Annotated in this window: 9 protein-coding genes; 5 read left to right on the top strand and 4 right to left on the bottom strand. The window is 58.2% G+C overall.

Going from position 1 to position 14,670, the window contains the following annotated elements:
• Positions 1–118: 118 nt before the first annotated feature.
• From ACUZ79_RS01460 to ACUZ79_RS01440, 5 genes are all read left to right on the top strand, one after another.
• Positions 119–5,017 carry a response regulator gene (locus tag ACUZ79_RS01460; RefSeq protein ID WP_449250482.1) on the top strand — a complete coding sequence of 1,633 codons (4,899 nt, stop codon included), beginning with the start codon at positions 119–121 and terminating at the stop codon, positions 5,015–5,017.
• A gap of 59 nt (positions 5,018–5,076) precedes the next feature.
• Positions 5,077–5,499 carry a universal stress protein gene (locus ACUZ79_RS01455; RefSeq protein WP_449250481.1) on the top strand — a complete coding sequence of 141 codons (423 nt, stop codon included), beginning with the start codon at positions 5,077–5,079 and terminating at the stop codon, positions 5,497–5,499.
• 144 nt (positions 5,500–5,643) lie between these two features.
• Positions 5,644–7,059: a phospholipase D-like domain-containing protein gene (locus ACUZ79_RS01450; RefSeq protein WP_449250480.1), complete on the top strand. Its 1,416-nt coding sequence runs from the start codon at positions 5,644–5,646 to the stop codon at positions 7,057–7,059.
• Between the two features lie 336 nt (positions 7,060–7,395).
• Positions 7,396–8,631: an ISL3 family transposase gene (locus ACUZ79_RS01445; protein WP_096152604.1), complete on the top strand. Its 1,236-nt coding sequence runs from the start codon at positions 7,396–7,398 to the stop codon at positions 8,629–8,631.
• Between the two features lie 151 nt (positions 8,632–8,782).
• Positions 8,783–9,697, top strand: coding sequence for a hypothetical protein (locus ACUZ79_RS01440; protein WP_449250479.1), 915 nt, complete (start codon positions 8,783–8,785; stop codon positions 9,695–9,697).
• 90 nt (positions 9,698–9,787) lie between these two features.
• Here the strand turns inward: ACUZ79_RS01440 and ACUZ79_RS01435 are convergent, their stop codons facing one another.
• From ACUZ79_RS01435 to ACUZ79_RS01420, 4 genes are all read right to left on the bottom strand, one after another.
• Positions 9,788–10,474, bottom strand: a complete 687-nt coding sequence (locus tag ACUZ79_RS01435; RefSeq protein WP_240823671.1) for a cytidylyltransferase domain-containing protein — start codon at positions 10,472–10,474, stop codon at positions 9,788–9,790.
• A 22-nt stretch (positions 10,475–10,496) separates the two neighbouring features.
• Complete coding sequence (locus ACUZ79_RS01430; RefSeq protein WP_449250478.1) at positions 10,497–12,185, bottom strand: cytidine 5'-phosphate N-acetylneuraminic acid synthetase; 1,689 nt, start codon at positions 12,183–12,185, stop codon at positions 10,497–10,499.
• Positions 12,186–12,279: 94 nt separating this feature from the next.
• A complete protein-coding gene (locus ACUZ79_RS01425) occupies positions 12,280–13,467 on the bottom strand; it encodes a DegT/DnrJ/EryC1/StrS family aminotransferase (RefSeq protein WP_449250477.1) in 1,188 nt (395 codons plus the stop codon).
• A 96-nt stretch (positions 13,468–13,563) separates the two neighbouring features.
• Positions 13,564–14,643: an iron-containing alcohol dehydrogenase family protein gene (locus ACUZ79_RS01420; protein WP_449250476.1), complete on the bottom strand. Its 1,080-nt coding sequence runs from the start codon at positions 14,641–14,643 to the stop codon at positions 13,564–13,566.
• Between the last annotated feature and the right edge of the window lie 27 nt (positions 14,644–14,670).

Raw genomic sequence — 14,670 nt, 5'->3', positions numbered from 1 at the left:
TGCGGCCAAAAGCCGTCCCAGCACGACAAACCGCCCCCTGCATCGGATTTGGAGGCGCATTCGCGCCTGAAGGGGGAAAGACCATAGATAGATCGGTGATCTTACAGGCGGAACGACCATGACTCTCACTTCCTCCGGCATTTTGCGTGCGTTGCTGCGCGCCTGCGCCCTTTTTTTGTGCATAGCATGCGCAGGTATTGGAGCGCCGTCCACGGCGCACAGCGGCATGATTCCGCCCGTGTTGCGTTCTGCAAACACGCCGCTGCTGCCCGACCTGCAATACTTTATTGACGTGACGGGAACCATGGATGTGGAGGAGGCTGCCGCCCCTTCCAACAGCCAGATGTTCAAACCCCTGAACGTCAAGGAACTGCCGCGAGTCACCGGCGTGATGTGGCTGCGCTTTACCCTGGCCCCAATGCCCGCAGGGGGACGCTCACAGGCAATGCTGCTGGACATGGGGCCGGATATTCCGGCTGACCCTGTTCTGTACGAACCCGCCGCCAACCCGGCGACAGACAGCGTTGAATGGCGCGAGATTCTCCCGAGCCACCGCAATGTGATGTTGCTGCCCGAGCCGGGGGCCGACCCGATCACCTGCTACATCCGTCTCGACGGCCTGCCGGGCATCTGGTTTTCACCCATGCTGCGCAGCCCGCAGGACGCAGCCTCCAACTGGGGCAGCCTTGCGGGCACAGCCGCCTTGCTGGCTCTTGCCGTGGTCATGCTGTTGTGCCTTTTGCGCGGACTCTCCGAAAGAGGCCAGTGGCGCATCTGGACAGCGCTTTACGTAGGCGTTGCTCTGGCGCAAGGCATATTTGGCATGCCTGCCTACGGCTCCGGCAGCATAACCCTGAATCAGGCCCTGGCGGTGCTTGCGCCAGGTCTGGCGCTTATGCTCCTGCCCCATGTGGGCCGTCATCTTATGCGCACGAGGGGCCGCTCCCCCCTGTTGGACGCCCAGTTTATATTGCTTTCCCTGCCGGGAGCGGCACTAGCCCTGCTGCCGCTGCTTCCTGGTTTTAGCTGGAGCATCCGTTTTCTTTCCCTCTGGCCTGCCTGCACGGCGATCTTTACCCTGAGCGCCCTTGGCGGGGCCCTCATGGGGCTTGGCGGCTCACGGCGTTTTCTTTTGGGCTGCCTTGTGCCACCCCTGTTTGTGGCTGCGGGCGTCAAGGGGCTTGATTACGGCTACGCCGCAAATCTGCTGGCTTCTGCTCCCCTGTGGGGCACGGCCCTGAGCGCCCTGCTCATTGCCGGAACAGGCCTGCCGCGTGACGCTGCCCAAGCCGAAGAAACCAACAAGGCCACAAAGCGCGAATCCGCAGCAGCGAGCAAACGTAACGCCGCCGCGCTGGATGCGGCGCTGATCAGTTCCAGCCTAGGCGCCGGGGCAAACGATGCCCCCATCAGTCTTGATACACCGCTGGACGACCCGAATCTGCGTCTCTTGCCTCCCTCTGCCGTCTCAGGCAAAACCGCTGCTGACTTTTCCGCCCTGCCAGTGGATATTTCTGACAATTCCGATCTGGAACCAGTTGCAGCGCCTGCCAGAAACCAGAAAAAATCAGCCTCCGCCGTTGACCCCGGCATGTGGGAAAACCTGCTGCGCCCGCCGCTGGATCGCCTCATGCGCGAGGGTGCTGCTCTCGGCCATTGCTCTCTGCCCCCTGCGGTGCGTCAGTATGCTGAGAACATGCTTGGTGCGGCTGGTGATCTTGCCAGAATTATTGACAATCCTGGCAAAGACCTGGACCAGACCAGCGTTGGCGAACAGCGCGTGGCCTTCAACCTGCAGCATCTTGTCCGCGAGGCGCACGATGCCGTGACCACCACCGCCGAGAATTCAGGAATTGGCCTTGCGTGGTACATGCCCCCACTGCTGGGCCACATGTATGAAGGACAGGCCAAAGCCCTGCGCGAAACCCTCGGTCTGCTGCTTGAAAGCGCCGTGCGAGCCACCACAAGGGGTGCAGTGCACCTTTCTGTGCGGCGTGTACCCGAAACCGCCGATCCGGCCCATCTGCTGTTTACCGTGACCGACACCGGGGCGGGTATTCCGCCGCGCGACAGATCTTCGCTGGCGCTCACCCGTGCATGGGAATTGGCCGGTTCCAACAGCGGTTACCTCAATGTGGAATGCGGCCCGCAGGGAACATCTATTGCCTTTACCCTGCGCCTGAAGCCGCTGGAGAACGAAACCGGAACAGAAGCTGCGCCGGAACCACAGCGCGCGCCCACCATTACCGTGGTGGCCGAAAGCGCCGTTGACCGGCAGGCCTTGGCCCACATGATAACCACCCTTGGCTGCAACAGCACCCAGGCCCGCAGCATGCGCGAGGCGCTGGAATGCAACCGCGAAGCTCCCGCACTCATGCTCGTGGCCCAGTATCCCCATGACGGCCCCGCAGAGGCGGACGCTCTGGGCCGCTTTGAGGCCGAAGCCCTCAAGGCCGGGCTGCCCGTGTTCAAGGCCCTTGCCGTCACCAAGGACAATACCCGCTGGGATGAACTGGCAGACACGGGGTACACCCACGCCCTGCTCGAGCCTGTGGATGCGGAAGCCTTTGCCGCTACCCTGCGCGAAGTGCTGGATGAAGCAGGATTTACAGGCCACGGCCCGGCCGTACCACCCGTGTCGGCCCCTGCCCCTGCGGCAGAAGAACACGATCCTGTGCCGCCGGCAGAGGAAATTTCCCTGCCCGCTCACGAGGAAGGCTTGTCCAAATCCGAGAGCCTGCCAACCAATGCTGCACCCATAGTACAGGCACAGGAGCAAAACCATCTGCCCGATCTCTTCGGCCACGATGCATCCTTGCAGAATGCCCTGCCGGACACTGGCGCATCCATGGATTCTCAGCTGTTGACAATGCCGCTGTCGCATGAAGGGTTGCTGTCTTCCCCGCAATCCTTGAATTTTGGCACTGCCGACCAGTCCGACATGCTGCTGCCCATGATGGAAGATTCCTCGCAGGCAGAAGAAGACGCGCCCATTGAGCTGACAGATCTTTTGCCCCCCGAAAACGCAGCACAGGATGCCGGGCAGGCGCTTTCCACCATGCCGAACACTCCAGAAACTTCCTTGGAGGAACCTGCCGCCGCTGTCCCTGCTCCTTTTGACGATGCCCAGATCGAAAAGGAAGCAGCTCCGGGAGAAGAACAAACAGCGCCACAGCAGCCTGAACCGCTGGATATTTTGTCCAATACGGCCCAACCCGAGCCTCTCAGCATACAGGCCGAAGCAGAGTATCAGCCCGAAGCGCAGCCGGAAATTATTGCGGAGATTTTGCCGGAGCCATTGGCAGAAGAGCCGCAGAAAGCTGACACGGCGACCACGCAGCAGGAACCCGCGCAGGCGGCGAACAACACTGACGCAGAATTTATGGCCTCGGCTGGCCTGGAAGGCCCGCAGTGGGCGGCAGAAGCCCCTGCTGCCCAAGCGAGCGAGCCTGAGCCTGAACCAGCACGAGAATCCGAAGCCGAGGATGCGGCAGCACTGCAAGAGAGCTCCGCCTCTGCACCAGTGGAACAGGCGGAACTCGTCACAGATACGCCCGTAGTCACACCTGTTCCAGAAGCAACGGAGCAAATGCCTGCCCCGGCGGACAAGACGCCTGACGCCCTTGAAACCCTTGCATGGCCCGAGCCAGAACAGCATCCCGGGCCAACCCCTGCGACCAGGGAAACAGTTACCCCGGCAGAATTTCTTGAGGCTTCCCTGCCTTCGGATTCAGATATGCCCGAAGCAGCAGAGCAGCCCGCCGCCGAAAGCGCCGACCCGCTCAAGGCCATGACCGGCAGAGCTGGAGAAGCCACGCTGTCTCCTGTCAACACCGCAGCCTTTGATGTCCCCGCGCCTGCTGGCAAGGGCGCATGGGATACTTACAGCCTTCAGGATGAATGGGTGGGTGAGCCAATGCCCATTGGCACCCCCATCAAAACAGCCAACCCTGTGGCGCAGTCTGCGCCCCGACCTGCGCAAGGCTTTGGGCAAGACTCTGGGCAAGCCATGCCACAGCCAGCCGCACGGGATGCCCTGTCTGCCGCCGCTGCCACTCGACCCGTTGCTGCGCCTGCCAGAGAAGAAAAAAGCTATATCAGCCCCAGCCTCGCGCACCCTGGGGAATGGGTTGGCGAACCCATGCCCATGACCAAGCCCGCCATGCAGGAGGATACCTCCGGCATGGCCAACCAAGCCCCCAAGCGGGATTCCGGGCATACCGCAGATGAAAAACGTGCCCGTCAGGCTGAAATGCCCCGCACCGCAACCGGGCGGCTCATTCTCAAATTGCTGGGCAGCGCTGGCGACCGCCCCCTTGGGGCTGACAACGAGCCTCTGCCCGGCGGCAAGCCTGACCTCATGGCGGATCTGGCGGCCATGCCCCGTCAGGATGATGCGCAGGCCGCGCCCCCCGCGCACGTTGGCGCACCCCGCGCGGGGGCATCTGCCGATGTTTCTGCCAACGTTGCGGAACCCCAGCGTACCGCCGCTCATCTCAAGGGCAAGACAACTGGCAATTCCATCATGAATTTCATTGCAGGCGCCGCAGAGGCGCTGCGCCATAATGGGCATGACAACGCTCAGCATGGGCCTCAAGGCGTTCACTCCGGTGAAACAGCAGCGGCACAGGCCCCTGAGGCCGAGAGCCATCGTGCGGTCCCTGCGGAACAGAGAACCTCGGAACCACAACCTGCCGCATTTGCGCCGCAGGCTCCTGTGCAGCCCACAGCCCCGCGCGAAACGGATCAAACCATTCCGCAGCTAGTGGCACGGCTTGATGCCGCCATGGACGATGCCCAACAGGGCTTCAAAAACCGCCGCTGCGCGGTGGTGGGTGATGCGGCCAACCGCATTGCCACGGAATCCGACGCCTTTGGCTTCCGCGTGCTGGCCCGAATGGCCCGTTGTGTGGAGCGAGCCGCCAAGGCCAATGACATGAACGCACTGCGCGACCTGCTGCCCGAGCTGGCCGTGGCGGTTGAACGCAACCGCATCGGCCTGACACCGCGCCGCTGAGCGGCCGCTTTCAGCAAGTGCAATCGACATTAAGATAAACCTTTGACCCAAGGGAAACCATGTACAAGACCATTCTTATACCTGTGAGCGGCAAAAACGGCCTCAGCCGTGCCAAGTCTGCCCTGAATCACGCCAAAAATCTTGCCTGCGGCGATATTGTCCTCCTGCACATTTTTGAGCCGCTGCCCCAGATTGTGGGTGGCGAGGCCCACGCCGAGCTTTTGGCGGAACAGAAGGCCAAGGGACAGACACTGTTGAACACTGTGGTGGCGGAAATGGAAAAGCCCGCCGGGTCTGTGCGCTGCCGCGTAGAAGAAGGCACCACGGCTGAAACCATCATCCGCGCGGCGCATGAAGAAAATGCCGACCTTATCATCATGTTCACTGATGGGCGCGATGGGCTGCAAGACATGCTGCTCGGTTCCATTACAGAGCGTGTGCTGCGCAATACCGACACGCCGCTGCTGGCCATACGCCGCTAGGCGCCGCGCCATCTGCTCTGGCTGTGGCGGAGCAATAAGCTTTGTAAAGACTGGTAATTAACCAATCCTTTACGCAGACGCCCTGCCCGCCCGGCCTTTAACCGCGCGCACCCACTGCTGACGCGCTCTCACTGTGGGAAAACAATGCTGCTATTTTTTGAAACACTGGGCCTCATTGTCGCCCACATACTTTCGTGGGTTGCCGTCTGCCACGCCCTGCTGACCAAACATGACCCCCGCGCTGCCCTTGGCTGGACGGTCACGGCCCTGTTTCTGCCTGTTGTAGGCCCCATTCTGTACGCCTGTTTTGGCATCAGCAGAGCAGAAAGCAGGGCCAGCCGCATCATGCGGCGCCAGCAGCCTCTGGAGCCGGATTACGCCCATCCGCCCTTTTCCAAGGTCCCACCGGAAAATATCCCTGACAGCATAGCCCGCATGGAACACATCGGGCGTGTACTCACCGAGCAGCACCTGAGCACCGGCAATGCCGTCGCCCCTTTGCGCAACGGCGATCAGGCATACCCGGCCATGCTTGCTGCCATAGACAATGCCAAGGATCACGTTTTTCTCTGCACCTATATTTTCAACGCAGGTCAGGTTGCGACGGCCTTTGGCGAGGCCCTGGCCCGTGCTGCGGAGCGCGGCGTGGACGCCCGCCTGTTGGTGGACGGTATCGGCATGCTCTATTCCCTGCGCAAGCCGTGGAAAAAGCTTGCCAAACGCGGGGTGCGCGTGGCTCTGTTCATGCCGCCGCGCCTGTTTCCGCCCAATTTCAGCATCAACCTGCGCAACCACCGCAAAATGCTGGTGTGCGACACCGTGGCCTTTACCGGCGGCATGAACATTGCGGACGACAACATCGCCGCAGGCAAGGCCAAGTACGTGCAGGACATGCACTTTCAGTGCGAAGGCCCCATTGTGGACCAGCTGCGCCGCGCATTTTTGCTCAACTGGGGTTTCTGCACCAATAACTACACCCCCCTGCCGCCAGCCACCACCCTGCCGCGCGGCGAAAGCCGCTGCCGTATCATTATGGACGGCCCCGGCTCCGAGGCGGATATCCTCAACGACATCTACTGCGCCGTCATCAATGCGGCCCGGCGCTCCGTGCGCATCATGACGCCCTACTTTCTGCCCTCGCACGGTCTTGTCTCCGCCCTGCGCTCCGCCGGGCAACGCGGCGTGGACGTGCGCGTTGTGCTGCCTGAAAAAAACAATCTGTTCTACGTGCACTGGGCGCAATACCGCCTGCTGCCCACCCTGCTGGAAGCGGGCGTGCGCGTGTGGTACCAGCAGCCCCCCTTTGCCCACACCAAGCTGCTGGCCGTGGACGGCTACTATTCGCAGATAGGTTCGGCCAATCTGGACGCCCGCAGCCTGCGCCTGAATTTTGAGCTGAACATGGAAGTGTTCAACCCGGATGTGCACGACCAGATCACTGCCCACATAGACCGGGCCATCATCACGGGGCGCGAAATCACCAGGGATTACCTTGCTGCCCTGTCCCTGCCCGTAAAGCTGCGCAATGCCGCCTGCTGGATATTTTCGCCATATCTGTGAGATTTTATTTTAATATTATGGGCAATTACAATGATTACAAATGAGCAATTTGAAGAACTAATTCTCTTATATATTAAACCACTATTCGGAATACATAAAGTTGAGCCTTGTGATTTAGCCTGCAATAACTGTGTATCGCAAACAACGGATGGTAAAATTAAAGTTTCTTTAAAAAAATTTCGTGCTAGTTTTTTACTCCAGAGAAACCAGTCGTTTACGCCTGCTGAAGTTGCTCTGTTGGAAAAAATCATGATAAGCTGGAAAGAAACATTTCGTTGGCTCTTCCGGGTTTTCCGTGGGTAGCTGATCTGCTAATGTCCTTCCCGGAGGGCACCAATGAAGGATACGGACCTATATTTTCGGATTCTCGGGCTGACCGAGCCCTGGTTTGTTGAGGCTGTTGAACTGGACACGGCGGAAGGTCGGGTAGACATCCGCGTGGAGCATGGTCCTGGTGTTCGCTGGTTTTGCCCTACTTGTGGTCGAGAGCTGGCTTGCCGCGACCATGCCGAGCCTCGTGTCTGGCGCCATCTGGACACGTGCCAGTTCAAGACGTTCCTGCATGCTCGGATTCCCCGAGTGGACTGCCCCGAGCATGGCGTCCTTCAGGTCAACGTGCCTTGGGCCGAGTCCAAGGCACGTTTCACCATATTGATGGAGCGATTGATCATCGACGTGCTGACCGAGTGCGCCACCGTAACAGGAGCGCGGCGCATCCTGCGCATCACCTGGGACGAAGCATGGGGTGTCATGGAAAGGGCGGTGCGCCGGGGCCGGGAGCGCAAGCAATCGAATCCCTCGCGGTATCTTGGCGTTGACGAGAAGGCATTCCGCAAGGGGCACGACTATGTGACCGTGGTTTGTGATCTGATCGGCAGCACGGTGGAGTATGTGGCCGACGAGCGTAAGGCCGAAAGCCTTGAGGGGTACTACCTTCAGTTCACCAAGGCGCAGTTGGAGCGGATCAAGGCCGTGGCCATGGACATGTGGGAGCCCTATTTTAAAGCTACGCTCAAACATGTGCCGGACGCGGCGGGGAAAATCGTTCACGATCGGTTCCACGTCATGAAACACGTAGGCGAGGCTGTGGACCGGGTACGCAAGCAAGAGCACCGCGAACTCACAAGTCAGGATGACCATCGACTCAAGGGCACGAAATTCCTCTGGCTATACCGGGAGGAGAATCTGCCGGACAAACACCGGCCAGCCCTGGAGGCCTTGAAGACAGCGAACCTCAAGGTGGCCAAGGCCTGGGCCATGAAGGAAAGCCTGAACGACGTCTGGAAGTACCTGAGCACGGGATGGGCCAGACGTTTTGTGAAGCGATGGCTGGTCTGGGTGAACAGGTCAGATCTTGCCCCAATGCGCAAAGTGGGCGGACTGATTCAGAGACATCTTGAGAACATCCTGACCTTCTGCCGCCACAGGATCACCAACGGCGTGGCCGAGGGCCTCAACAGCAAGATCATGGCCATCAAGAGGAAGGCTTGCGGTTATAGGAACCGGGAGCATTTCAAGACAGCCATCTACTTCTTCTGTGGCGGTCTAAACCTCTACCCGGCCAGTTCCTGACAGGGGTTACCCACGGAAAACCCGGAAGAACCCATTTCGTTCTACGTTCGATGAAAAGCTACTTAAAACAATTGCATTATATTCATTACAAGAAGCAATTTCACTTTATATTTCTCGTCCTAGTCGTAATGTTGTCCATAAAATAATTGATTTGTTCGATTCTTGGGCAAGTGAAACATACGAAGGTCAAAAGATAGTTTTTTCAATAGGAATTATTGACTCAACTCATCCCGAAGCAACTAAGATATCAATAGATTTTTTTAAAATTTGCAGTGAGGATTACCTTAAAGTCATAACCTCCGGTTTTGACACAATAGTCGTCATCAATTCGCAAGGGCATGTTATCAAGCACGAATCCCTTCCATTTCCCAAACCTGATGACGAAGAACACATGCTTGCCCCCTTACCTTTTTTGCCTATAGCAAACTGGGCAGAACAGCTTCAATATTCAATTTGCCTAAATCGCTCTGGTGAAATACTCATATTTAAAAATAAAGAACTATTGTTAGCAAAAAGGCGCGGTAAGTGGAAGTTTTTTACCCATAGCGCATACATTAAATCTATGCATATTCATTCAGAAAACACAAGAAATGGTGTGAAAATAAGGGAGGCACTGTATGTAACTATGCTTGATACATCTTTCCAAAGAAAGGGAGCTTGCATTGGTTTTATGCCTAGAAGTAAGATTATAGATAAAGAAAAAATAAGAAATGACTTCCAAATTATTCAAGGCAATGATTACCTAGGTTCTTCAAGCAATAAGTCAGTTTTCCTTTCTTCCCTAACAAACAAAAAAAAATTTCATGAATTATCCAGGAATTTGAGACAAGAATTACTTTCAATTGATGGTGCAACTGTTATTCTTGATGATGGGCAAATTCTTTCTGCTGGTGCGATACTTCAAATACCTGCAGGAAGCTCTGGTGGAGGAAGAAAAGCAGCTGCTCATGTTTTAGCTCACTATGGGCTTGGCGTTAAAGTATCAAATGATGGAAAGATTTCTTTCTGGAAAGACCTTACAGAAGAGACTCCAGCAGACGAACCGCCAATATATGAAATTGGATAAGATTCTTAAAAAAACAAAAGCGTAGAATGCCCTGCCGTTCACTTACAAACGGCAGGGCATTCTACTGGCAACCAGAAGTCGTAGGTTTTGCTAGCCAAACACGCGCACAATGTCCCTTGCGTCCATGTCGGGATGGATGGGCTTGAGCGCCAGACGGCAGAAGTCGTCAGGCCTGTCCATATCCAGCTTGAGTTCGGGGCGGCGCAGCCAGTCTTCTTCTGGATCGAACGTGCCTATTTTAAAGCTGGCGGCATTGTCCCATATGTAGTTGAGGCAGTGCTCGCGTTGCGAGGTTTCGGCAGCCTTGGCGTCCAGTTCTTCCAGCAGTTCGCGCGAGAGGATTTCCGCACCAAGGCCGTCGGGCCAGAGGTTGTTGCGCGGAATGTGGTTATAGGCATAGTCCCAGCCGCCCTGATCGTAAAAATCCACGAGCCGGTCAATAGCCCCGCTCCAGATGAGCGGATTATCGGCGCACACGCGCACCACGCGCCCGGCATCCGCCGTGCGGGCCGCCAGGCAGAACCGCGCCAGAACATCGTCCTCCGAACCGGCAACGCAGGGCACGCCGCGCCTTTGCAGGTGCTCCATTAGCACGCGGTCAAGGGGCGTATCCGGCACAGCCACCATGATGCCGTCAAGCTTTGCCGCCTGCGCCAGCCGCCGCGTTACCCAGTCTATAACGGGCACATCACGCAGACAGAGCAGTGATTTCATGGGGAGCCGCGTGGAGCCGAGGCGGGCCTGAACAATGGCTATAACCTTGCCGGTCTTGCGCATGGGTGTTCCTTTGTGGAGCAGGTTACGCTTGCTGCGGTTCTGCGGGAGCAGCATCTTCCGCCGCCTGTGGGGTGGCTGCGCCTTCCTGCAGGATATTCTGCATAAGGGCTACAACGCGCCCCTTATTGGCCGTAAAATTAAGGGAGTTCTGGCGATCCCAAAAGCGTTTGCGCCGGGGATTCTTGAGCATGGCCAGAAAAACATTGCGAATCTTGGCATCACTGACCCTGTCCATAATGCCCACAAAGGCAAAGCCGTTGCGGGGGCGGGCAAAGGTGTGGCGCGCCTCGCGCTCGTGGTGGGCAAGCACCATTGAGGGAATCCGCATGTGGGCCAGCTCGTACACCGTGCGCCCTGCGGAGCAGATGGCGAGGTCGGCCCCTTCCATCATGCGGCTCATGACATTGGTAGCCCAGGTAAATTCCACCAGCGGGTTATCCAGCCGTGCCAGATGCGCCTCCATGGCGTCCTTGTGGGCATAGCCCGGCCCTGCCACAAGGCGGATACGGATGCCGTAGGCCCGGCAGATGGGTTCGATGATGTCCAGCACCCGGCGCGAGCAGTCGTTGAGATCCGTACCGCCAAAGGTGATGAGCACTGTCCGGAGTTCAGGGCGGAAGGGATTGCGCGCCGCACCCAGAAATTCATCACGCAGGCAAAAATAATCCGGCCCATAGCGCAGGCGCTCGTTGCTGTCCCTGTCTTCGTACAGGGCGTTGACCACCAGCCGCGCCCAGTCCGCGCCGGGGCCTTCATCCTCAAAATTGACGCAGCGCACGCCAGCCGTGGTCAGGCGGGCCATATAGGCCGCCGTCGTGTTCAGAATATCGTTGACCACAAGGTCGGGCCGCAGGCGCAGCACTGTGTCTGCCAGCTCCTCGTTGCCCTGACGCACGATCTTGTAGTCCTTGCGGGCAATGCTTTCCACCGCCAGCTCGCTCTCGCGCGTACAGACAAAGCTGATCTTGTGATTGGTGATCTCGTGCGCCAGCATCAGCGCGCGGAACACATGCCCCATGCCGATGGCGGGCCAGCCCGCCACCACAAAGACCACATGCCGCCGTTGCAAAAGGTGCTCGCAGATCCACCAGTCCTGATAGCCCTGAATTTCAATGGCCCTGTCGTTGAGAAAATACGGCACGATCTTGCCGCGCTCCAGTGTGTGGCCGTTGGCCTTGTCCAGCAGGGCAAGACGCAAAATGATCAGCGCGCGGCTTTCCACCACCAGCATTTTTTCGCTGTCGTGTCCGGCGTCTTCGTCCAGCAGGCTCTCAAGCCCTTCGCCCTGCACATTCCAGATGCGCTGGCGCATGCTTTTGACCGTCACCAGGCTATCGGCCTGTGCCTCGCGAAAGCGCTTCCAGGCGTCTTCCACGTCCACCCAGGTGAGCAGAGGGCAGGAGGCGCGCAAAATCATGCAGTGCTCGTATTCCCGCGCAAGTTCTGTCAGTAGCCCGCGCATTTCGGTGACGATATCAAGGCTGGTGAACCGCAGATCCTTGTTCCAGTGGTGCCGCACGCCCGCGCGTTCGCAGATGAGCGCGATTTCCTGGCTGTCGGTCAGCACAACAATATCATCGCCGGGCAAGACGCCGCGCGCGGTATTGACGGCCCGTTCCACAAGCGTAACCCCGGCCAGTTTTTTAACAAGCTGGTCAGGAATGACGGCATTTTTCTTGATGGCAGGTATGACGATGCAGCGTTCTTTCACGTGTGTTCTCTGCTGTGCGGAAGGAACAGGGCGCAGTGAGCAAACCCCGGACAACATCGTAAATTCGATGCCGTCCGGGGCAATACAGGCCGCGTTAGCGCAGGCTGGCCAGAACCTCGCGGGTGGAAGCCAGCATGTAGTCAAATTCCTCATCCGTCAGCCAGTGCTGGAAGGGGAAGGAAATCATGGCGTCAAAAAAGGTGTCGGCATTGGGGCAGTCGGCCTTGCCCATGCCCAGACGGCGGTAGTAATCGTAGCGGTCCAGCGGAATATACTGCACCACGCACTTCACGCCCTTCTCGTTGAACATGGCGCGGATAAAGCGGTCTCGGGCTTCAGTGCCCGTGGTCATGCGCGCGGCCAGCAGGTGGTAGTTGTGGCGGCGGGAATCCTCGCGGTGGAACTCCAGCTCGGAAAAGTCCGCCAGCGCATCAATGAAGCGCAGGGCGCGGACGCGCTTTTCGTCATTGATGGCATCGATACGCTCAAGCAGCTTGGCCCCCAGCGCGCATTCCGCTTCGCCAAGGCAATAGTTGTTGGGCTGCAGGGGTTCCCCGTCCAGCATGGGCAGATCGACGTTGCCCATGGCGGGCTTCCAGTAGTCGGGGCGATCGAAATCATAGCCGCAATGCCCGTTGTGGCGCAGGGTGGGCACCAGGGCCGCCAGCCTGGGATCGCGCACATAGAGCATGCCGCCCTCGCCAAGAGTGGTGAGGTTCTTGTGCGAATGGAAGGAGAACACGGCCATATCGCCAAAGCTGCCAGCCTTTTTGCCATTCAGCTCGGAGCCGATGGACTGGGCCGCGTCTTCGATAAGGATAAGCCCGCGCTCTTTGCACAGGGCGGCAATGCCGACCATATCCGCCACATAGCCGTACAGATGCACCACCACAACGGCCTTGGTGCGGGGTGTAATGGCTTTTTCAATGCTTTCGGCCGTGACGACCCGGGTCAGAAGGTCAACGTCAGCCCAGGCCATTGTGGCGCCCTTTTTGATGTAGGGGTAGGCAGAGGCCGTAAAGGTATGCGAAGGCATGACCACTTCATCGCCGGGCTTGAAGCGGCACAGCTGGGCCGAAAGTTCCAGAGCCGAAACGCCGTTCATGGTCACAAAGCAGCTGCCCTGGGCAACGCCCTGATAGCTGGCGAACTTGCTTTCAAAATCACGCATGTGCACGCCCTGGGTGAGCGTGTCGGCATTGCGCATGACATCGACAACCACGGCGATTTCTTCTTCCGTGTAGCGGATGGCGCGGCCGCTGAAATTCACTTTAAGGTCCATGAGGACTCCTTGTGGCAAATGCGCCGCCGGAAGGCCCGACGGCGCACAATATGCGGTTATCACTGCAAGCGGAGGCGCTGGTTGCGCCGCGCGCGGCTACATGCGCTTGAAGCGCTCGATAACGTTTTCCTTGGTGAGGATCTTTTTGAAATCCGGCCCAAGGCGATTGGAAAGGGGCTTTTCGTGCACAATGCTGGCGCCGTAAAGAGCATCGTACTGTGCATCGGTAAGGCCCTGGCAGATGCCCTTGGGCAAGTCGATGCCCTGGCGTTCCATCATGGCCATAAAGTCTTTGTACTCATTGGGGTAGATGTCTTCCAGCACCGTGAGGGCATAGCAGTTGGCAATGCCGTGGTGCATGTGCAGCACCATGCTGAGGCCCGCCGAAAGCGGATGCACCACGCCCACGAAACCGGCGGCCATGCCGCCCAGGAATGAGGCGATCATGAGCTTTTCGCGGTTTTCATCGCTCATCATGTCGTTGGAAAGGTAGACCTGCTTGCTGAGGTCAATGGCCTTTTCAGCCAGGGAATCCACCACCACGTTGCGGTAAGAGCCGGTGATGCTCTCAAAGCAGTGCATGTAGGTATCGATACCCGTGTAGAAATACTGGTTGCGCGGCACGCTGGCGGTGAGGTCAGGGTCGAGCAGCACCTGCTCGAACATGGTGTAGTCGCTGTTCATGCCCAGCTTGATGTTCTTTTCCTCATTGCAGATGATGCCAGTGCGCGAGGTTTCGGAACCTGTGCCGGAAAGGGTGGGCACGGCGATTTTGTAGGGAGCGGGGTTCTTGACCAGTTCCCAGCCCTGATAATTTTCGGCCTTGCCGGGGTTGTTCAGCAGGTTGCCCACGCACTTGCAGGTATCAAGAACGCAGCCGCCGCCGAAGGCCAGCAGGGCACAAGGGGCCGCGCCGTTGAGGAAGGCCTTCACCTTGTCGGTGTAGCCGTCTATGCTGTCAGTGGTGGGTTCGTTGGTGGTGTCCACATAGACCACCATGTCCTTGCTTTCCACGGGCAGCTTGGCAATGAGATCCTTGCCTTCAAAAAAATGGTCAATAAAGAACACGGCAGGGCCGTTCACTGCGGCGCGGCGCGCGCCGATCAGATCGCCAAGCTGGGCAAGGCTGCCCGAACCAATCATATAGTAACCGACATTCTTTGCGTTGCGAAACATAGTTGCCCTCTCAATATGGCAGATGAT

The sequence above is a fragment of the Desulfovibrio faecalis genome, from assembly GCF_053570625.1.
This window is presented reverse-complemented; position numbering and strand designations above follow the sequence as displayed.